We start from the raw sequence: 20,587 nt of genomic DNA, 5'->3' as shown, positions 1-20,587 counted from the left end.
CTTCGCCCTAGGGTGACGACGTTGGGAAACCGCACCCCTTTCGAACGCGATTTCCAATTTTCATATTGTAAAACGATCGTACCGCGCTAGCCTGAAATCATGAGTGGGGCAAGCAAGGCATCCGCGCGATCGAGCACCGACGAGGCGGCGACGCGCAAGCGCGGGCGCTCTCTGGCGGCGCTCGGCTACATCCAGCCGCAGACCTACGAGGAGCTGCGCGCCGTGCTGTCGTCGGGCACGGTGCATTTCCCCAAGCGGCTGCGCCAGGTGGCGATCTTCCTGTGGCAGCATCCGAGCGATGTCGCGCTCGGCACCATCGCGCAGGTGGCGGCACAGGCCGGCGTGCAGCCCTCGACGCTGGTACGCTTTGCGCAGATCTTCGGCTATTCCGGCTTTTCCGATTTCCAGGGCCTGTTCAAGGAGCACATCAAGGGATTGTGGCCGGAAGGGCGCGGCGAGCCGCGCACCGAGACGGAGCCCAATCTGCATTTCCTGCACGGCATGGTCGGGGCATCGCAGGCCTCGCTTGGCCGCATCGAAGCCGGCTTCGACGTCGCGAGTTTCGACAAGATGGTAACGCTGCTGGCGGCCGCCGAGCTGATCTATGTCATCGGCTCCAAGCGCGCCTTTCCCGTCACCGCCTATCTCTCCCTGACACTGTCGCAGCAAGGCGTGCGCAACGTGCTGGTCGACAATGTCGGCTCCTCCGCACTCGACCAGATCGGCTGCATCGGCGCACGGGACGCCGTGCTTGCGGTCTCCTTCAGCCCCTACAATTCGATCACGCCCGATCTCGTCGCGGTGGCGCATGAGCGCAAGGCCCGCATCGTCACCGTCACCGACAGCACTTTCAGCCCGCTGGTTCGGCTCTCGGACGCTTGGCTGGAAGTGGTGGAATCCGACTTTGCCGGCTTCCGCTCGCTGGCGGCGTCACTCGCTGTCGGCATGGCGCTGGTCCATGGGGTGGCGGCGCGGCGCGGCGAATGAGCCGCCGCTGGCACAATTGACTATCCAGAATTGCCGTTCCATATTTAAAAAAATAGAAACTTTATTCCCGGGAGGAGGAATGGAGATCCGGCTTGACGGCAAGGTGGCTCTGGTCACCGGGTCGACGCAAGGCATTGGCCGCGCCATTGCCGAGACGCTGGCGCGTTCCGGTGCCGCCGGGCTGCTGGTCACCGGGCGCGAGAGGGCGCGTGGCGAGGCCGTGGCGGCCGAGCTTTCGCAATTGGGCACGCCGACCATCTTCGTCGCCGCCGACCTTGCCGATGCTGACGCCCCCACCCTTCTGGCGCAGGCCTGCATCGAGCGCTTCGGCCGCATCGATGCGCTGGTCAACGCCGCCGGCCTGACCGATCGCGCCTCTTTCCTCGACGCCAGCCTCGACGATTGGGCGGCGCTGTTTGCCGTCAATGCGCGCGCGCCGTTCTTCCTGATGCAGGCGGCGATTGCCGACATGAAGCAGCGCGGCCAAGGTGGCGCCATTCTCAACATCCTGTCGATCAATGCCCATTGCGGCTCGCCGGAGCTTGCCGTCTATTCCGCCACCAAGGGCGCGCTGGCGACGCTGACCAGGAACGCCGCCAACGCCCACCGTTTCGACCGCATCCGCGTCAACGGCATCAATGTCGGTTGGACGGACACGCCGGCCGAACGCATCATGCAGGCGGAGACTTTGGGCAACGGCCCTGGCTGGCTTGAGAAGGCCAATGCCGCGCAGCCTTTCGGCCGGTTGCTGACGCCGGACGACATCGCCAGCCTCGCCGTCTTCCTGCTGTCCGACGCCGCCGGCCCGATGACCGGCGCGGTCATCGACCAGGAGCAGGCGGTGATCGGGGCGAACCGGTGAGCGCCTCCACCGAAACGCTTGGGCCGGCGCTGCTCGACCGCTTGCCGGCCTCGGTCCAGACACCGTCCTATGACCGTATGCTCCTGGCGCCCGGCATGGCGCATCTCGGCGTCGGCGCTTTCCATCGCTGCCATCAGGCCGAATACACCGACGATCTCATCTCGCTGCGCTTCGACCGCTGGGGCATCGTCGGCATCAACATCCGTCCGCCCAGCCTTGCCGACACGCTGGGACGGCAGGGCGGGCTCTACACAAGGCTGATCCGCGAGAACAGCCACATCGAGGCGCGCGTCATCGGCAGCATCGTCCGGGTGGTCGACAGCCAGGAGAGTGCGGCACCGGCGCTCGGCGTGCTGATCTCACCCGATATCGAGCTGGTGACGATGACGGTGACCGAAAAAGGCTATTGCCACATCCCGTCCAGCGGCGAACTCGACCTCGGCCACCCTGATATCGTCCATGACCTCGCCAACCCCGAGACGCCGCGCAGCGTGCCCGGCCTGTTGGTGCGGGCGCTGGAGCAGCGCCGGGCCACGCATGGGCGGCCGCTGACGCTGCTGTCCTGCGACAACATTCCGGCCAATGGCGTCATCCTCGGCAACGTCGTGCGCAGCTTTGCCGAACCGCGCGGCAATGGGCTGGCCGATTGGATCGCGGCCAACGTCGCATTCCCCTCGGCCATGGTCGACCGCATTGCGCCGGCGGTGACGCAGGATGACCTCGATAGTGTCGAACAATGGTTCGGCTACCACGATGCCGCCGTCGCTGTCGGTGAGCCGTTCCGGCAGTGGGTGATCGAGGAAAAATTCGCCGGCCGCATGCCGCGCTGGGATCTGGTCGGCGCCACCTTCGTCGACGACGTCACGCCGTTCGAGCATCTCAAGATGCGGGTGCTGAACGGCGCCCAGACGACACTGGCTACGCTCGGCGTGCTGGCCGGGCTCGAGCACACATCGGATGCCATAGCCAACCCGCTGCTGTCGGACTTCATCAGGCGCATGCTGGTCGAGGAGACTGTGCCGACGCTGATGCCGGTATCCGGCGTCCTGCCGCTCGCCTATGTCGAGCAGAGCCTTGCCCGGCTGAAGAACACCGCGATCCGCCACCGCAACCACCAGGTCGCGACCGACGGTTCGCAGAAGATCGTCCAGCGCCTGCTCAACCCGATCCGCGACCGGCTGAGCCAGGGCCAAAGCATCGGGCTGCTGTCGGTGCCGGTCGCCGGCTGGATGGCCTATCTGATCCAGGCCTCGGGACGTTTCGGCAGACGCTGGCCGGTGTCGGACCCCTATGCCGGCAAGGTCGCCGCAATCGCCGACGCGACCGGTCACGATGCCAGCGCGCTGGTGTCCGCCATCCTTGCCATCGACGGGATATTCGGCCCCGGCCTTGCCGCCGACGATACGTTCCGCGCGGCCGTGATATCGGCGCTGGGCGACCTGCTGTCGGACGATCCGATGGCGGCTGTCCGGCACAGTCTCGAACAAGATGAGGTCGCGAGGTTGAAGCGATCCAAACAATCGGCATTATAGTCGTCGGTCTAGGGAGGCAGAATGAAACTTGGAGTGCTTACAGCACCGTTTGCGGAGACGCCGCTTGGCGAGGTCGCCGACTGGGCGCACTCGGCCGGCTTCGAGGCGCTGGAAATCGCCTGCTGGCCGAAGACATCCGGCGCGACGCGACGCTATGCCGGCACCAGCCATATCGATGCCGCTTCCACCTCGCCCGCGCAGGCCAAGGAGATCGTCGCTTCGCTGACGGAGAAGAAGCTGACGGTCTCCGGCCTCGGCTACTATCCCAACCCACTGCATCCGGACCCCGCCCATCGCGAGGCCGTCATCGGCCATCTGAAGAAGGTCATCGTGCTGGCCGCCAATATGGGCGTGCCGGTGGTCAACACCTTCTGCGGTGGCGATGCCTCGAAGACCGTCGACGTCAACTGGCAGGACGCGCTGAAAGTCTGGCCCGAGACCGTCGCCTATGCGCGCGATCACGGGGTAAAACTCACCTTCGAGAACTGCCCGATGATCTTCAGTTATGACGAATGGCCGGGCGGGCACAACATCGCCTATTCGCCCTACATCTGGCGGCGCATCCTCGAGGCCTGGAGCGGCGAGGTCGGCATGAATTTCGACCCCTCGCATCTGGTCTGGCAGATGATCGACCAGGGCCGCTTCATCCGGGAGTTCGGCCCCTACATGCTGCATGTCCACGCCAAGGATTTGATGATCGATCATGATGGTTTGTATGAGCGCGGGATTCTTTCCGCCGGGATAGGCTGGCAGGTGCCGCGCATGCCGGGATTGGGCGATGTCGACTGGAGAGGCTTCTTCTCCGGCCTCTACCGCGCCGGCTATGACGGCTCGGTCATCATCGAACATGAGGACAGGCGGTTTGAAGGCAACGACGATGCGGTGAAGCGGGGCTTCCTGCTCGCCCGCGACGTGCTGCGCCCCTTCGTCAAATGACGAGGTGAATGACTTGGTCCGATCCTGCCGAAGGGTCTGGCCCTGAGACGAAAAACAACAATGTGGAGGAGTACTGACATGAAGAAAATACTGACCATGGTCCCGTTGCTTGCGGGCGCTGCCTTGCTGGCATCGATGGGCGTGTCGTCGGCCGAAGCCAAATATACGATCGGCATTTCCAACACCGTGCAGGGCAATGGCTGGCGCGAGGAAATGGTCTGCGCCATGAAGGCGCAGGCGCTGGCTTCGGGCGAAGTGACGAAGCTCAACATCGCCCACCGCAACACCGATGCCGCCGGCCAGCTCGAAGACATCCGCAATCTGATCAGCGCCAAGGTCGACGCCATCGTCGTCAACCCCGCTGATCCCGCCGGCATCAAGGCGGGCCTGGAAGAAGCCACCAAGGCCGGCATCGTCGTCGTTGCCGTCGACCAGGCGGTGACCGAACCGTCGGCCTACATCATCTCCAACAACCAGGAACAGTATGCCTATCTCGGCGCCAAATGGCTGTTCCAGCAGATGGGCGGCAAGGGCGAAGTGTTCTACATGCGCGGCGCCGCCGGCGCCTCGGCCGATAGCGATCGCGACAAAGGCTTCAAGAAGGCGCTGGCCGAAAACCCCGGCGTGAAGGTGGCGCAGGAAGTCTTCACCGGCTGGCAGCAGGATCAGGCCAAGCAGCAGATGCTGTCGTTCCTGGCCACCGGCACGCCGTTCAACGGCGTGTGGACGTCGGGCATCGACAACGTCATCGTCGACGCGCTGGTCGAATCGCAGGCGGCGCTGGTGCCGGTGGTCGGCGCCGACAATGCCGGCTTCGTCGGCCAGCTGAGCTCGGTGAAAGGTCTCGTCGGTGCAGCCGTCACCAACCCCGGCTCGATCGGCGGCGCGGGCGTGACGCTGGCGCTGCAGATCCTCGACGGCAAGAAGCCGGCGCAGCAGACCGTGCTGGTCGACCCGCAGCTGTGGGACAACGCCACCGACGAAGGCAAGGCCAAGCTGAAGGCAGCCGCCGACCCGTCGCTCAGCCCGGAATGGCCGGTCTCGATCTCGATCCCGGAGTGGACGACCTACACGAAGGACCAGATCGTGGCCTGCAAGGGGCCGGGGGAGTAAGCCTGGTTTGAATGAACTGGCGAGGACGGCGAACGGCCGTCCTCGTCACACAGACTAGCGCTCTACCGCGCCCCCTCTGTCCTGCCGGACATCTCCCCCACAGGTGGGGAGATTGGCTGTCATCTCGGCTTTCGCTAATTTTCTACGTCGCAAGACGAGGGGCGGCGCCGGAACTGCCAATCTCCCCCTTGTGGGGGAGATGTCCGGCAGGACAGAGGGGGCGCCGTAGAGCGCCGACATTAGTTTCTGGAACCATCAATTTTGACAACAAACCATTTGACCACCAGCCCCCTCCTCGACGCCACCGGCGTCGCCAAGAACTACGGCGCGGTTGCAGCGCTTCGCAACGCGTCGCTCTCCGTGCTGCCGGGCGAGGTCCACGCGCTGATGGGCGCCAACGGCGCCGGCAAGTCGACGCTGGTGAAGATCCTGACCGGCGCCATTCCGGCGAACTCCGGCCGCATCCTGATCCGTGGCGAGGCGCGCGACATTCGCTCGCCCGCCGCCGCGCGCCGCGCCGGGCTGCTGCCGGTCTACCAGGAGCCGTCGCTAATCCCCGATCTCGACGTTCTCTCCAATCTCAGGCTCACCGGCACGCCGGTCGAGCCGTTCCGCGCCTGGGTGCGCGAGCTCGGCATCACCGACCTCGATCTGCGCGACCCCGCGCGCGACATTCCGCTGGCCGTGCTGCGCGTGCTCGACCTGGCGCGGGCGCTCGCCGTCGAGCCGGACGTGCTGCTGCTCGACGAGATGACGGCGGCCCTGCCCGCCAACCTCGCCGAAAAAGTGCTGGAAGTGGTGCGCCGCCAGGGCGATGCCGGTCGCGCCGTGATCTTCATCTCGCACCGCTTCGTCGAAATCTCCGCACTGTGCGACCGCGCCACCGTGCTGCGCGACGGCGAGACCGTCGGTGTCGTCGACATCGTACCCGGAGTCGAGGAAAAGATCGTCGAGCTGATGCTCGGCACCCGTATCGTGAAAACTCATGTCGCCGCCCGCAGCGCCGCCGAGAAGGCCGCGCCCGCAGCTGCCCGGCCGCGCATCTCCGTGCGCAATCTCCGCGTCGGCGCCAAGCTCAGCGACGTCTCCTTCGATCTCGCCGACGGCGAAGTCGCCGGCGTCGTGGCGCTCGAAGGCCAGGGCCAGGACGAATTGTTCGCCGCCCTTGCCGGCTCGATCCGGCCCTCCGGCGGCACGATCGAAGTCGATGGCCAGCCAGTGAAATTCGCCCACCCGATCGACGCCATCCGCGCCGGCATTGCCTATGTGCCGGGCGACCGCTCCGAGGCGCTCGCCATGCAGCGCTCGGTCCGTGAAAACATCGCCCTGCCCTTCAGTGCCGCGCTGCGCAACTGGGGGCCGATCAACATGCGCCGCGAGCGCGCGACCGTGCTCAGCGCCATCGAGCGGCTGCAGATCGACACCCGCGCCCAGGGCGAGGTGCAGCGCCTGTCCGGCGGCAACCAGCAGAAGGTGACCATCGCCCGCTGGATCGCGGCGGATGCCCGCACCATCCTGTGCTTCGACCCGACGCGCGGCATCGATGTCGGCACCAAGCAGGAGATCTACAAGCTGCTGCGCGAACTCGCCGGCAACGGCAAGTCGGTGCTGTTCTACACCTCGGAACTGGAAGAGGTGCAGCGCGTCTGCGACCGCGTCATTGTCATCTTCGGCGGCCGCCTGGTCGACATTTTTCCGGTCGAGGAGGCCGACGAGCCGGCGCTGATGCGCGCCGCCTACGGCCTGCCGCGCGGCGCCAAGGCCGACATCGGCATATTGGCCGATCCCACGGCCGACGCTTCGGCTTCGACGGAGCCAACGCCATGAGCCATTTCCTGCGCCGCCAGGGTTGGGTTGTCGGCCTCTTCGCCCTGCTCATGGTCCTGTTCATCGCCACCAGGATCATCCAGCCGGCCTATGGCAGCAATGATTTCGGCTCGCTCGCCCGCGCCGTTCTGCCCTATGCCTTCGCAGTCGCCGCGCAGACGGTGGTCGTCATCGCCGGCGGCATCGATCTGTCGGTCGCCGCCATGATGGCGCTGACCAGCGTCACCGCGGCGTCGATGATGAATGGCGCGAGCGAGGAATACGCGCTATTCGTGGTGCCCTTCGTGCTCGCCATGGGTTTCGTGCTCGGCGCGCTCAACGGCCTGCTCATCGTCGTCACCCGCGTGCCCGACATTGTCGTCACCCTCGCCATGCTGTTCGTGCTGCAGGGTGCAGCCCTGCTGGTACTCGAAGCGCCAGGCGGCGGCATCGCCGAATGGCTGAAGGCGCTGATCTCTGGCACCGTACCGATCCCCGGCCTGCCCGACGCCATAGACGCCTGGCTGCCCAAGGCGCTGCTGGTGCTGATCGTGTGCCTCTGCGTCATCTGGATACCACTGAGGCGCTCGCGCCTCGGCCTCTCCATCTACGCCATCGGCTCCAGCGAACTGGCGGCGTTCCGCTCCGGCGTGCCGGTCAAGCGCACCCGCATCATCGCCTATGCGCTGTCCGGCCTGTTCGCCGCCTTTGGCGGCCTGGCGCTGACCATGAGCACCGGCATCGGCGCCCCCATCCCCGGCCCCTATCTGCTCGCCAGCGTCGCCGCCGTGGTGCTGGGCGGCGTCGCGCTCGGCGGCGGCAAGGGCGGCCTGCTCGGCCCCATCGTCGCCGTCTTCGTGTTGAGGCTGGTGCGCACCGACCTGACGCTGCTCGCCATCGACCCGAATGTCACCGCGATTATTGAAGGGCTGATCATGGTGGCGGTGGTGATGTTCGGGGCGTTTATCACCATGCGGGGGCGGCAATGATGGGTGTGCTGTCGCAGAGAGACGTCGGCGTTCCTTCGCGCCCCCCTCTGTCCTGCCGGACATCTCCCCCACGAGGGGGGAGATCAGCTGTCATCGCCGCTTTCGCCAGCCTTCAACGTTGCAAAAAGGAGCGAGGCGCTGGAGCTGCCAATCTCCCCACAAGTGGGGGAGATGGCCGGCAGGCCAGAGGGGGGCGCCGTAGAGCACTGTCCTCGCAGAACATTGGGCGCACCCCATGAGCACCACCGCCATCACCCCGGTCCCCATCGGCCGCCGCATAAAGCGCTTCATGGCCGATCGCCCGCTCATCCCGCTGATCGTCCTGCTCGCCATCCTGGTTATAATCCTGCAGATCCTGCGCCCCGGCATCGTCAACGAGCGCTGGATCGCCAACACCATCAAATTCGCCATCCCGCTGGCGATCCTCGCGGGATGCCAGACCATGACCATGCTGACCGGCGGCATCGACCTGTCGGTCGGCACGGTGGCAACGATGAGCGCCTTCATCATGGCGACGCAAGTGGTCAACCAGGACCCGGCGGTGGCGTTCCTTTTGGCGATGATGCCGGCGGTGCTGATCGGCCTCGTCAACGGCATCGGCGTCGGTGTCTTCCGCGTCCACCCGCTGATCATGACGCTGGGCACCAGCCTGATCGGCACCGGCTGCCTGCAGGTCTACCAGCGCACGGTGATCGCGTCGGGCGCAAAAATCCCCGACTTCTTGGCTTGGCTCGGCACCGGCGTGACATGGGGCTTCCCCAACGCGCTGCTTTTGTTCGTGCCGCTCGCCGCCCTCATCGTCTTCACGCTCGCCCGGACCGGCTTCGGCCGCCTGCTCTACGCCGTCGGCGACAATGAGCGCGCGACCCGCCTGTCGGGCGTGCAATACTGGCAGGTCATCACCGCGCTCTACGTCACCTCCAGCGCGCTCGCCGGCATCACCGGCCTGCTCTATGTCGGCTTGATCAAGGCCCCCTCGCTGTCGCTCGCCGAACCGCTGGTGCTGCCCTCGGTCGCCGCCGCCGTCATCGGCGGCACCTCCATCTTCGGCGGCCGCGGCGGCTACACCGGCACCATCATCGGCGCCCTGATCCTGACCGTGCTGACAACACTGCTGACCATCCTGCAGATGCCGGAGGGGGCACGGCGGATCTTGTTCGGGCTGATCGTGCTGTTCGTGACGGCGGCGTATTTGCGGATTGTGGAGGAGCGGTAGGGGGCTGGCGCCCGACGCTGCATTGGGCGAAGCTTTCCCATCCAAGGTTCAGGCCAAGCGCACGGGAGCAAGTTCCCCCTCACCCGGATTGCCAACCGAATTGCGAAGGGCAATTCGGGGCAATCCGACCTCTCCCCGAGGGGAGAGGAGGGCGCCAGCGTCAACGCCAGCCTCTTCTCCCCAGCGGGGAGAAGGTGGCCGCGAAGCGGCCGGATGAGGGGGCTGGCGCAGCCATAGGCGATTATCATCGCCCCAGACGAGCTTACCCCACCGAGAACGCGAGGGAGCGCCCCTTACTTCAACGAAATCGCCATCCCGCTCAGATCCGCATTCACCTGCAGCCCCACCTGCCGGCCCGTAAGCTCGAGCTGGGCGCCCTTGTCGTTGGTCATGACGATCACCTGCGCGCCCTTGCCGAGCGCGCCGCCACCGCCGGCCGCGCCATAAACCCCGGTCGCATCGCGGACCCTGCGGATGTGCCGCACGGTGCCCCGGAAATACGTCTTGGAAACGCCAAAGGCGAGGCCGCCCGAGACGCCGCCGATCGAGATCGGATAGGTGCGGCCATGGAAGGTAAGCGTGCCCTCGCCGCCCGAGCCGCCGACGAAGAAGGCCGCCTTGTAGACGGCAAAGCGGATCGTGCCGCTATCGGCATGCGCGGCGCTGGCAGCGCTGACGGCAACAGTGGCGATGGCCGCAACCGCAAGCGAACGAAAGCTGGACGAGATGGTCATGGTGGGAGCTCCTCAAGTGCGCCGCTCACCCAACCGGCAGGGCTCGTCGGCGTCGTAACCAACTTGAACAGTTTAGGCTTGGATTTGGTTCCAGGGAGAGCCCTCGGTGGGTCAAGGCGCAAAGCTGGTGGGGAGAGCGGAGGAGCGCTTCATACAGAGCTGGCAATGCCAATGCCTCGGGGCAAGGGCTATCGCATATGAGCTTGTACGAAGAGGACCACCACTCTAACTTGCCGGGGCGAGCCAGGGTTTCGCCCGTCCTTCGGACCCTCACAAGGCGGAGGGAACGCTGCCGCACGCCCAGCCCTTTTTTAAGTCGACTTAGACGGTTTTGCGGAAATCAGCGCCAACCTAGTCTCCCTCCCCCTTGTTGGGAGGGATTGAGGGTGGGGGTATTCGTAGGGCGCAAGCCTCCGCTATTGTCCCTGTGCAAACCAATCCAGCCCTACGGATATTTCCCCGGCTTTGGTGCGTAGATTTGCGGATCGAAGTCCAAATCCTTCGGCAGCGGCAGGCTTGAGCACTGCAAATGCACCTCGCGCGCCAACAGCCTTCGCTGCTGCTGCTCATGCTCCTTGATCGCCGCCACGAGACCCATGCTGTAGGGCCCCAGCACGACGCCGGCGGCCCATCCCGGATGCTCCTTCTCGCGCGCGTCATAATTCATGGCATCGGTGCGGGCCTGCTGGCATTCCGGCGTCGCCCATTTCGGGTCTTGGGTCGAGAGCGAGGCTCCATACTGGACCGGAGACGATACGCACCCTGCCACTGTCGCAGTCAACGCGACGACCATTGCAATTCTCATCCGCAAGCCCCTCCTAATGTAGGACGCGACTACAAGACGATTCCAGCGGGAAAAAGGCAGCTTCAGGATGCGGATTTTGCAGGGGCCGCTCACCCCAGCAGGTTGCGCGCCGTGCGCATGAAGATCTTCGAACCGATCGGGATCAGATCGTCGGGAAAATCATAATCGGGGTTGTGCAGCGAAGGATGGCGCTCGCCGGCGCCGAGAAAGAACATGGCTGAGCTCGCCTTGTGGCCGAAGATGCCAAAATCTTCCGAAGCGCGCATCGGCAAGGCTTCCTCGCTGCGCGCGACGCCCTCTTCGTCCAGCGCGCGGTTGAGATGTTCCACCGCGTCTGGAGCGTTGACGCTGGCGACGAAGATCTCGTGATAGTCGCAGCGCACGGAAAGGTGATGCTCGGCCGCGATCCTGGTGGCCAACGCTTCCGCCGCCGCGACCAGTTCCGCCATGCGCTCGTCGCGCCTTGTACGCAGCGTCGCCCACACCTCGGCGTGAGCAGGCGCGATGCCGAACACGGCCTCGCCCATCGTCGCATGGGTGACGGTGACCATGCTGAAATCATCGTCGGCAAAGGTGCCGCGCCCCAGTGCCGGAAGCGCTGGCATCAGTTGGCTGATCGCCGGCATCGGCGACACGCCGGTTTCGGGCATGGACGAATGCGCGGTTTTGCCGTCCAGCACGATGCGTATGCCGCGCGAGGCGCAGTTGACCACGCCGGGCTTGAGCCGAACCTCGCCGAACGGCACGCCCGGCAGATTGTGCAGCGAGAAGGCGAAGTCCGGCGCGATCTCGTCAAAGCGCGCATCGGCGACGACGCCGGCCGCGCCATTGCCGGTCTCTTCCGCCGGCTGGAACATCAAGACGACGCGGCCGCGCGCCGGCCGTTCACGCCCGAGCTGGCGGCCGAGTGCGGCCAGGATCGCGGTGTGGCCGTCATGGCCGCACATATGCGATTTTCCCGGCACCTGCGAGGCATGCTCGACGCCCGAAAGCTCCTCGATCGGCAGCGCATCGATCTCCGAGCGGAACAGCACTGTCGGTCCCGCCTGGCCGCTGTCATAGACCGCCGCCACGCCATGACCGCCGAGGCCGGTCAGTACCTTGTCCGGCCCTGTATCGGCGAGGAAGCTGACGACTTCCTTGGCGGTCTGTTCTTCCTCGTTGGAGATTTCAGGCCGCTGGTGCAGCTTGCGGCGCCATGCCGTCAGCTCGATGATATCGCGATTGGTGAGGGTCATGGTTGGGCTCCGCTTTGGTGCTGCAGGTTACACAAACACGATAGGGTTTTTCTCACGCCGTGCCATACTGATCAATTCCACTAGTCCATCTGCCTGTCTTGTGTGAGCGTAGATGACGACATCCCATGACCACCACACAACCCAGAGAATTTCCAGCTCCGCACTGAGGCCGTCGATCTCATCTCCGACATCCGGTGGCTTCTCCTGAAAAGCGCCGCGTGCTCGCCTGTGCGACATCTTTGCTTCCATCCACCCGAAGGAACGTTTCGGAGCAACAATGGCCAGGCGGTTTGCGTTTCTCTTGGTTCGCGACTTCACGCTGTCGCCGCTGTCGCTGTTCATCGACACGCTGCGGCTCGCCGGCGATGAAGGCGACCGCAGCCGCCGGATCGAGTTCGACTGGGAGATCGTCGGCGAGCGTGGCCTGCCGATCCGCGCGAGTTGCGGTGTCGAGTTGCTGCCGACCAAGGCGATCGGCAATCCGCAGGAGTTCGACAATGTCGTCGTGGTCGGCGGTCTGCTCGACACCAACCGCAGCCTCAGCTCCGAAAAGGAGGCCTTCCTGTTGCGGGCGGCCGAAAAGTGCGTGCCGCTGACGGCACTCTGCACCGGCAGCTTCGTGCTCGCGCGCTACGGCCTGCTCGATGGCTACAGTGCCGCCGTCAGCTGGTTCCATATCAAGGATTTCCGCAGCCAATTCCCTGACGTGAACGCCCATGCCGACAGCCTGTTTTCCGTCGATAGGGGCCGCTCGACCTGCGCCGGCGGCACGGGTGCGGCCGACCTTGCCGGCCATTTCGTGTCGCAGTTCATCGGCCGCAAGGCGGCGGAAAAAGCCGCCAAGATCCTCGTGCTCGACCGCATCCGCTCGAGCCTGGATGTGCAGCCCGTCGGCGATCTCTTTCCGGCCGCGTCGAGCCGAGCGGTGAAACGGGCGCTGCTTCTGATGGAAAGCAATCTCCAGGAGACGCTGTCGGTCGCCGAGATCGCGGGCCGGTTGCATTTATCCCGGCGCCAGCTTGAGCGGCTGTTCGGCGCCGAGCTCGGCATCGGCCCGATGGCCGCCTATCTTGCGCTGCGCGTGCATCAGGCGAAGTCGCTGCTGGAGGGGAGCGACTTGGCAATCGGCGACATCGCCTACCGCTGCGGCTTTCCCAATGCCGGCCATTTCAGCCGCGTCTTCGGCCAGCAGACCGGCGTCACGCCGACCCTTCTCAGGCATCCGAACCGAATGTCCGGTGTCTTTGCCGACGGCAAGGGGAGGGGTCCCTAAGCCTATATTGGGGCGTGCGATCTCGCCGTTGGTATGATAATATCATACCAACCTGATAGGAGGGATCCATGTCCGCCACCGAAAAACGCACCTTCAGCCTGCCGGCCGAGCAGGCTGCTTTCATCGACCAGCTCGTTCGGTCCGGCACATACGCGACCAGCAGTGAAGTGATCCGCGCCGGTCTTCGCGCATTGCAGGAACGCGACGCCGCCGTGGAGCGCTGGCTGCGTGAGGAGGTCGCGCCGACCTATGATAGGTGGAAGGCAGACCCCTCCCAGGCCATCCCGGCCGACAAGTCTTTTGACAGCATCCGCGCACATCACGCAGCTCGCCTCAAGGGGAACGTGTGAAGCGCCGGCATGTTGTCCTTTTGCCGGAAGCCCAGACGGACCTGTGATGGATATACGAGACGGTCGCTCACGCATCCGGCAACCTCACCGCCCTTCGCTACATCGAGCGGATCGAGCGATTTTGCCTGGGTCTCGACTATGCCTCGGAACGCGGAACCCTAAGGGATGATGTGCGGCCGGGGCTTCGCATCGTTGGCTTCGAGCGCCGCCTGACTGTGGCCTTCACCGTAGAAGGCGACCAGGTGGTGATTCTCAGGGTGTTCTACGGCGGCGTCAACTGGGAGGACGAGTTGGCGCCTATCGCTCCCTGAACGCCCGCGCGAACGAGTCCAGCATCGGCCGCGCCAGATATTCGAGGAAGGTTCGGTCGCCGGTGCTGATAAACGCCTCGACCGGCGTTCCTGGGTAAAGCTGCTCGGCTTTCACGCCCTGCGGCAGCGTGTCGGTGATCTTCAGCCTGGCGCGGAAATACGCCTCATGCGTGGTTTCATCGATCAGCCGGTCGGCGGAAATTTGCGTCACCGTAGCCGGGACCTCAGGGGTGAGGCGCGCGTTCAGGGCGGACAGCCTGAGCTTCGCCGGCTGGCCGACGCGAACCAGGTCCACGTCTTTCGGCCGCAGCTTCGCGTCGACGATGAGGCCCGACGCGGTCGGCAGGATCTCCATGATCTTCTGCCCCGGCGCAATCACGCTGCCTTTGGAGTTGTAGATCGAGGATACCACGATGCCGGCTGCCGGCGCCTTGATCGTCGTGCGCCCCAGCACCGCCTCGGCTGCGGTGATCTGTTCGCCGATGTCGGCCAGGCTGGTGCGAACCTCGTCGAGCTTGGTCAGCGCGTCCTCGACGCGCTGCGTGGTCGCGCGCTCGACCTGCGCCTGGGCTTCGACGATCTGCGTCTTGGTCGCTGCGATATCCGCCTCCAGCGCGCCGGCCTGGCCGACCAGATCGGCCTCGCTGCGTAGAAGCTGCGAATATTCGCTGCGGTTGGTGAGACCCTTGTCGAGCAGGCCGGTCTTGATGCCGAGTTCCTTCTTCACGATCTCGGCCTGTTGCTGGATGGCGAGTTTCTGCGCCTCCAGTCCCAGCGCCGACTCACGATGCATGGCGACGCGCTGCGCCAGGATCGACTGCTCGGAGCGGAACCGGGCGAGCCTGGCCTCGAACTCCTTCTGCTGTTCGTGCACCAGATTGTCGAAATCGCGCTGGAACGGCGCGGGTGCTGCTTCGGCGATCGGCGCCAGCCTGTCCGATCCGTCGCGCTCGGCCTCAAGTCGCGCGGCACTTGCCCTGAGCGCGATCGTCTGTCTGGTCAGCCGGTTGAGGTCGGTCTCGGCCGCCCTGCGGTCGAGCAGGACCAGCGGTTCGCCTTGTTGCACGCGGTCGCCTTCATGCACCAGCAACTGCTCGATGATGCCGCCCTCGGGGTGCTGGATGAGGATGTTGCCGCCCGTCGCCGAGATCGTGCCGGAGGTGATCACCGCGCCGGAGAGCGGCGCGTTCGCCGCCCAATAGCCGAAGCAGCCGACGAAGAGCGCTATGGCCACGTAGCCGACGACGGCCATGCGGCGGAAGTCGGTGCGCGGTCGACCTTCGAAGGCGAGGCTCTGCTGCATCATCGTCTATGACCCGAAGCGGACGCTGTGCGGGCGCACGGTCGGCACGAACGAGCCTGTCACCACCGCGCTCCCGGCCTTGCCGGCCGCCGGTTGCCTCAGCACCTCGCTCGCAGGGCCGAAAGCTTCGACCATGCCGTTGCGCAGGACCATGACGCGGTCGCAGGCCGCGGCGATCGAAGGGCGATGCGTGATGACGACGGTCGTGACGCTTACACTTCGCGCGGCCGAAAGCATCCCTTCGAGCGCCGCCTCCCCACTGCCGTCGAGATGGGCGTTGGGCTCGTCCAGCACCAGCATGCGTGGCTTGCCGTAGAAGGCGCGCGCCAGCCCTATCCGCTGGCGCTCGCCGCCCGACAGCACGGTATGCGACGGGCCTATCATGGTCTGATAGCCGTCGCGCAGCGTGAGAATCAGCTCATGCGCCTCGGCGCGCCTGGCCGCTTCGACGATCGCGGCGTCATCGGCGTCGGGTTCGAAGCGGGCGACATTTTGCGCGATCGATCCCGGGAAAAGCTCCACCTCCTGCGCGAGATAGCCGATATGCCTGCCAAGCTGGGTTTCGTCCCAGCTCCTCAGGTCGGCGCCGTCGACCCTGACCGCGCCGCCGGTCGGCTGCAGCGCGCCCACAAGCAATTTCGCCAGCGTCGATTTGCCGGCCCCGCTCGGGCCGACGATCGCCACCGCTTCGCCGGCGCCGATGGCAAAATTCAACCGCTTGAGGATGGGCTCCGTGCCGAAAGCCGCAGTCGGCGCGATGAAGAACAGATCCTGCACCGAAATCGCGCCCAATGGATCGGGCAGTGCGAGCTTGCGCCCCTGCGCTGGTTGCGCCGCAAGGGCGGTGTCCAGCCGCTTCCAGCATCGCTTGGCGTCGACGATCTGCCGCCAGGATCCGATCAGCTGGTCGAGCGGCTGCAGCGCGCGCGACGACACCAGCGACGAAGCGAAGATCATGCCGGCGGTCATCTGCCCTTGTAGCACCAGCCACGCGCCGGCGCCGAGGATCGCCAGTTGCAGCATCATGCGCAGCGCCCGCGACGTCGCGCTGAAGATCGCATTGGCGCTTCCGGAACGGTCATGCAGGGTCAGCGCCTCAGCAACGTGTTGTCCCCAGACCGCGGCGGCATTTTGCACCATGCCCATGGCGCGCAGCGTGTCGGTGTTGCGGGCGAAGGCCTGTTCCGCCTGGCTGGCCACCGCCGAGCGTTCCGCCGACATGGCATCGTTCCTGCCGATGGCAAGCTGGTTGGCCACGACCAAGAGAAACAGCAGCACGGCGCCGGCGAGCGTCAGCCAGAACAGGACGGGATGGATGAAATAGAGCAAGGCCAGGAAGACGGGCGCAAACGGCAGGTCGAACAACACCGCCACGCCGCGCGACCTGATGAAGGCGCAAGTCGTGGCAAGGTCGTTCAGCGGCGACAGCCCGCTGCCGGCATGTCTGGCGCCAAGCGAGGCGGCGAATGTCCGCGCGCCCAGTTTCAGGTCGACGGTGGCCGCAACACGTTGCGCGTAGATGGCGCGGACCGCGTCCAGCAGGCCGAGGAAGGCGAGCGCGAGGACCGCCATGGCCGAGAGATAAAGCAGCGTCTCGACGCTGGAGGACGGCAACACCCGGTCATAGACCTGCAGCAGATAGAGCGGGATCACCAGGAGCAGGATGTTGATCAGCAACGAAAAGATGCCGATATCGGCGATGCCGGGCAGGAAAACCGGGCGCAGGCCGATGGCCGCATCCCTGAGTGGCGCGCGGTCCCGTGACATCTAGACCGCGTGCTCGGCTGTCGTGCTCAGATGGCTCTGCTGCAAATCGTTCAGCGTATAGGCGTGGATATAGTCGATCTTCATTTGCGCGGGCGTCGCCAGATGGTCGGGCGGCGCGCCGGCTTGACCGCCGACCGCAAGGTCGACCAGCATATACATGGGCTTGTTCATATCGGACGGCGTCGCCGCTTCCGCGACCTGGACGCCATCATAGGTCCAGACCAGCTTGTCCGGCGTCCACAACAGGCCATAGGTGTGATAGCCGTCGGTGTTGGAGACATTCACCGTCGACCCGACCGTGGTGTGGGTTCCCGTCTCATTTGTGTGCGCGGTCATGAGAAGCGCATTCGGGTTCTGCCCATACATTTCGATCACGTCGAGTTCCGGGGGCCATGAACCGTCTTCGGGCAGAAGCCAGAAGGCCGGCCACGCGCCGGCATTTTCCGGGAGATCGGCCCGCATTTCGAAATAGCCATAGGTCTGCGAGAAGGTGTCGTGCGTCGTCAGTATGCCGGAAGTGTATTCGTAATTGTTGATCAGCGGCTTGATGTCGTCGGGCGCATGCGCCGCGGTTATGGTGAGCACGCCGCTTGCGACGCTGAACGGATGGACCGAGCTGGTCGGCGCATAATTGGCGTCGATATACCATTGCAGCTCGCCGTTCTGGGGCTGCGAGCTGCCGTTCTGCGCCCCCCACCAGAAATTGGAATCCCAGATGCCGCTCTGGCCGTTCCACAGGCTCAGCGTGTTGAAATCGTCGTTGAAGGACAGCGTCATGCCGGTCTTGTCGATCGGCAGCTCGAACTGGCCGGGCTGAAACTTGTCGATCGTGGTGTTGTGGAACACCAGCACCTCGCTCGAGCCGAGGTTCAGCTGCACGTTCGATCCCACCTGGACCATATTGGCGTGGACGGCCTCGAACGAGGTGAAGGCATAGCCGTTGAGGCGCACCGTGTCGGTCGCGCCGAAATCGGAGATAAGGTCGCTGCCATTGCCCTTGGTGATGATGAAGGTGTCGGCGCCGGCGCCGCCGATCAGCACGTCATTGCCCTTGCCGCCGTCCAGCGTCTGGCTGCCAGCGCCGCCCGTTATGATGTTGTCCTGAGCATTGCCGAAGGCATAGTGGCCGTCGCCGGTGACGACGAGGTTCTCGAAATTGGCGGGCAGCTTGTAGCTCATCCAGGTATCGATCGTGTCGACGCCCGCGCCGTAGTTTTCGACCGCTTTGTTGATCGTCGAATAGAGATGGTAATAGTCGTCGCCCGCGCCGCCATACATGGTGACCTTGACGTTGGTGTCGCCCCAGAAGGAATCGTTGCCCGAGGTGCCGTAGCGGTAAGACGCGCCTCCAGTCGCCGAGAACCAATGGGTGGAAGCGCCGGTATAGGGAAGTGGAATGCCTTTGGCGTTGAGGACTGTGGTCATTCCGACACTCCTTGTGCGTGCTGTCTTGATCGTTCGACAACCTTCGAGCAACCATTTCGGATCAACTTTTAAATTGATCCATCGTTCCAGGGAATCATCCTATAGTACACGAAGAAGATCGTCGCCCATCATTTAATAAATAATGCCGAAGGCGTTAAGCTGATCCTAATACAACTTTGTAGGAGAGACTTACAATTTTAATAAATTGTCAGATCCGCGCCGAAAGGTTAGGCAACCTGTCAATGAGCATGCAATTTGACGCGACACGACCGCCTGCCTGAGGCGGCGACTCGAAGTCGCGGGCAGATGGCAGCCGGCAAAGGGCTCAAGAAAATTTGACAGGCTATGTCGGACCGGGTGAGGTTCACCCGTCCTTGGGGCATCGAACAACGAAACCACAAAGGATACCGAAGAGATGCCAAGCACCGTACGTTTGCACCGCGTTCTGACGACCAGCCCGGAGAAGGTCTACCGCGCATTCACAGAAGCCGACGCGCTGGCGAAATGGCTTCCGCCGAACGGCTTCACTTGCACGGTACACAGCTTCGACGCGAAAGTCGGTGGCGCCTTCAAGATGTCGTTCCGAAACTTCACGACGGGCGGCAGCCATTCCTTCGGCGGCGAATATCTCGAACTCGTTTCCGGCGAGCGCCTGCGCTACACCGACAGGTTCGACGACCCCAATTTGCCCGGCCAGATCGAAGTGACCGTGCTCCTGAAGAAAGTGTCGGTCGGCACGGAACTCGACATCACGCAGGCCGGCATCCCGGACGTTATTCCGGCCGAAGCCTGCTATCTCGGCTGGCAGGAGTCGCTGCGCAATCTGGCAAAGCTCGTCGAACCCGAGATCAATCAGTAGAGCCCATCGGATCGGCGGCGCCGCCCAGCCAGTCCGCGCCGCCGACAATGCCGAGCCGAGGACTCATCCCTCACGGCCCGGTGCAGATCGGCAACGGTTGTGGCGGCGGTGGCGGGTTGTCCTTGGCGTATTGCGCGATGATCGGCTCAAGGCTCTTTCGCGGCCAGAATTTCGGCTTGCCGATCTCCTTCAGGCAGGACGCATTCCAATAGGCGCCCGATTTACCAACGGCGGTGATGTCGCGCGATTCCGGGTATATATAGAGCGTCGTCGGATTGCCCTTCACCATCGAAATGATCTGGTCGGCGTCGGACGGCGACCAGCTGGTGCAGCCATTGCTGCGGCCGCCGGCATAATCCACCAGCTTGCCGTATGGCACGAAGCCGTCATGGTCGGCATAGGAGCTGTTCGGGTTCTTGCGCAGGCACATGCCGCGCAACAGCCGCGCCGCGTGGCCACCGATCACCCGCTGCCTGGCATTCGCCGTCTCCCCCTCACCGTCGAACTGGATGAAGGTGCGCAGCAGCGCCTGGTCCTTTTTTGCGCCGATGCGGTAAAAACCCTTGAATGAGGTCTTTGCCTCGCCGGTCATATAGGCGCCACCGGTCGTCAAGGACGAGTCCAGGGCATTGCCGAAGTTTTTCGCGCAGCGTTTGCCGTTGGAGAAATCGACCACGCCTTTCAAATTGCGGCCGCCGCCATGGCCCGACGAGATCGCCCTGAACGACTGCTTGGCCTCGCAAATGACGTAGTAGCGCCGCCCTAGCACGCCATTGCCGAGATCGCCGGGGCGCGTCGCATCCATGGCGAAATAGCAGCCATTGTGGACCGCGCCTTGCGCGACCTTCTTCAGGTAAAGCGCGCGCGCCCGCTCCAGCACCACTTGCGAAATCTCGCCGTCGTCATTGCCGACATGGGCCTGCAGCCAGGCCGGTATATCGGAGGACGCGGCAAAAGACCGGGCAGACATCGTCAAGGCGATGCCGGCGACGGCGAGGAGGCCAAAGACAAAGACAGCCAGAGATTTCAACCGCACCGGACAACCCTCCCGCCCGAACCGTTCTGCGATTCTCGGAAACCC

19 protein-coding genes are annotated in these 20,587 nt (G+C 64.6%); 12 read left to right on the top strand and 7 right to left on the bottom strand.

Going from position 1 to position 20,587, the window contains the following annotated elements; genetic code table 11:
• The first annotated feature begins 99 nt into the window (after nt 1-99).
• The 8 genes from NLY42_RS12675 to NLY42_RS12640 all read left to right on the top strand — a co-directional run bounded on the left by NLY42_RS12675 (nt 100) and on the right by NLY42_RS12640 (nt 9,441).
• A complete protein-coding gene (locus NLY42_RS12675) occupies nt 100-987 on the top strand; it encodes a MurR/RpiR family transcriptional regulator (RefSeq protein WP_023756463.1) in 888 nt (295 codons plus the stop codon).
• Between the two features lie 79 nt (nt 988-1,066).
• Nucleotides 1,067-1,849, top strand: coding sequence for an SDR family oxidoreductase (locus NLY42_RS12670; protein ID WP_023691914.1), 783 nt, complete (start codon nt 1,067-1,069; stop codon nt 1,847-1,849).
• Nucleotides 1,846-3,381 carry a mannitol dehydrogenase family protein gene (locus NLY42_RS12665; protein ID WP_023714098.1) on the top strand — a complete coding sequence of 512 codons (1,536 nt, stop codon included), beginning with the start codon at nt 1,846-1,848 and terminating at the stop codon, nt 3,379-3,381. The genes NLY42_RS12670 and NLY42_RS12665 overlap by 4 nt, the downstream gene beginning before the upstream one ends.
• A 21-nt stretch (nt 3,382-3,402) precedes the next feature.
• Nucleotides 3,403-4,317: a sugar phosphate isomerase/epimerase family protein gene (locus tag NLY42_RS12660; RefSeq protein WP_023754283.1), complete on the top strand. Its 915-nt coding sequence runs from the start codon at nt 3,403-3,405 to the stop codon at nt 4,315-4,317.
• Nucleotides 4,318-4,395: 78 nt separating this feature from the next.
• On the top strand, nt 4,396-5,430 hold the full coding sequence (locus tag NLY42_RS12655; protein WP_023733564.1) for an ABC transporter substrate-binding protein: 1,035 nt from the start codon (nt 4,396-4,398) through the stop codon (nt 5,428-5,430).
• 276 nt (nt 5,431-5,706) lie between these two features.
• The gene (locus NLY42_RS12650; protein ID WP_023754282.1) at nt 5,707-7,257 is read left to right on the top strand and encodes a sugar ABC transporter ATP-binding protein; all 1,551 of its coding nucleotides are present in this window, start codon (nt 5,707-5,709) and stop codon (nt 7,255-7,257) included.
• Complete coding sequence (locus NLY42_RS12645) at nt 7,254-8,225, top strand: ABC transporter permease (protein WP_023754281.1); 972 nt, start codon at nt 7,254-7,256, stop codon at nt 8,223-8,225. Before NLY42_RS12650 ends, NLY42_RS12645 begins: the two co-directional genes overlap by 4 nt.
• A gap of 235 nt (nt 8,226-8,460) precedes the next feature.
• A complete protein-coding gene (locus NLY42_RS12640; protein WP_023754280.1) occupies nt 8,461-9,441 on the top strand; it encodes an ABC transporter permease in 981 nt (326 codons plus the stop codon).
• Between the two features lie 293 nt (nt 9,442-9,734).
• Here the strand turns inward: NLY42_RS12640 and NLY42_RS12635 are convergent, their stop codons facing one another.
• The 3 genes from NLY42_RS12635 to NLY42_RS12625 form a co-directional block, all read right to left on the bottom strand.
• A complete protein-coding gene (locus tag NLY42_RS12635) occupies nt 9,735-10,175 on the bottom strand; it encodes a lipid-binding SYLF domain-containing protein (protein ID WP_023754279.1) in 441 nt (146 codons plus the stop codon).
• A 445-nt stretch (nt 10,176-10,620) separates the two neighbouring features.
• Nucleotides 10,621-10,980: a hypothetical protein gene (locus NLY42_RS12630; protein ID WP_023683111.1), complete on the bottom strand. Its 360-nt coding sequence runs from the start codon at nt 10,978-10,980 to the stop codon at nt 10,621-10,623.
• 89 nt (nt 10,981-11,069) lie between these two features.
• A complete protein-coding gene (locus NLY42_RS12625; protein ID WP_023754278.1) occupies nt 11,070-12,218 on the bottom strand; it encodes an amidohydrolase in 1,149 nt (382 codons plus the stop codon).
• Between the two features lie 277 nt (nt 12,219-12,495).
• Here NLY42_RS12625 and NLY42_RS12620 point away from each other — a divergent pair, with 277 nt between their 5' ends.
• The 3 genes from NLY42_RS12620 (at nt 12,496) to NLY42_RS12610 (ending at nt 14,152) form a co-directional block, all read left to right on the top strand.
• Nucleotides 12,496-13,491: a GlxA family transcriptional regulator gene (locus NLY42_RS12620; RefSeq protein WP_023754276.1), complete on the top strand. Its 996-nt coding sequence runs from the start codon at nt 12,496-12,498 to the stop codon at nt 13,489-13,491.
• Between the two features lie 68 nt (nt 13,492-13,559).
• Entirely contained in the window at nt 13,560-13,841 is a 282-nt protein-coding gene (locus tag NLY42_RS12615; RefSeq protein WP_023669694.1) for a type II toxin-antitoxin system ParD family antitoxin, read from the top strand.
• Nucleotides 13,842-13,891: 50 nt separating this feature from the next.
• Nucleotides 13,892-14,152, top strand: a complete 261-nt coding sequence (locus tag NLY42_RS12610; RefSeq protein WP_050591092.1) for a type II toxin-antitoxin system RelE/ParE family toxin — start codon at nt 13,892-13,894, stop codon at nt 14,150-14,152.
• Here the strand turns inward: NLY42_RS12610 and NLY42_RS12605 are convergent.
• From NLY42_RS12605 to eglC, 3 genes are read right to left on the bottom strand one after another with little or no spacing between them, the layout of a single operon-like run.
• The gene (locus tag NLY42_RS12605; RefSeq protein WP_023756464.1) at nt 14,139-15,458 is read right to left on the bottom strand and encodes an HlyD family type I secretion periplasmic adaptor subunit; all 1,320 of its coding nucleotides are present in this window, start codon (nt 15,456-15,458) and stop codon (nt 14,139-14,141) included. The two genes, NLY42_RS12610 and NLY42_RS12605, sit on opposite strands and share 14 nt — an antisense overlap.
• Nucleotides 15,459-15,461: 3 nt before the next feature.
• A complete protein-coding gene (locus tag NLY42_RS12600) occupies nt 15,462-17,222 on the bottom strand; it encodes a type I secretion system permease/ATPase (RefSeq protein WP_023698647.1) in 1,761 nt (586 codons plus the stop codon).
• Nucleotides 17,223-18,647, bottom strand: a complete 1,425-nt coding sequence (gene eglC, locus NLY42_RS12595) for an endo-1,3-1,4-beta-glycanase EglC (protein WP_023698648.1) — start codon at nt 18,645-18,647, stop codon at nt 17,223-17,225.
• 415 nt (nt 18,648-19,062) lie between these two features.
• Here eglC and NLY42_RS12590 point away from each other — a divergent pair, with 415 nt between their 5' ends.
• Nucleotides 19,063-19,506, top strand: coding sequence for an SRPBCC family protein (locus tag NLY42_RS12590; RefSeq protein WP_023698649.1), 444 nt, complete (start codon nt 19,063-19,065; stop codon nt 19,504-19,506).
• Between the two features lie 70 nt (nt 19,507-19,576).
• Here NLY42_RS12590 and NLY42_RS12585 read toward each other — a convergent pair whose 3' ends face one another.
• Nucleotides 19,577-20,542 carry a hypothetical protein gene (locus NLY42_RS12585; protein WP_023726477.1) on the bottom strand — a complete coding sequence of 322 codons (966 nt, stop codon included), beginning with the start codon at nt 20,540-20,542 and terminating at the stop codon, nt 19,577-19,579.
• Between the last annotated feature and the right edge of the window lie 45 nt (nt 20,543-20,587).

Source organism: Mesorhizobium sp. C372A, from assembly GCF_030323245.1.
Classification (GTDB): Bacteria; Pseudomonadota; Alphaproteobacteria; order Rhizobiales; family Rhizobiaceae; genus Mesorhizobium.
Note: the sequence above shows the minus strand (reverse complement) of the source record. Positions and strands in the feature narration are given on the sequence as shown.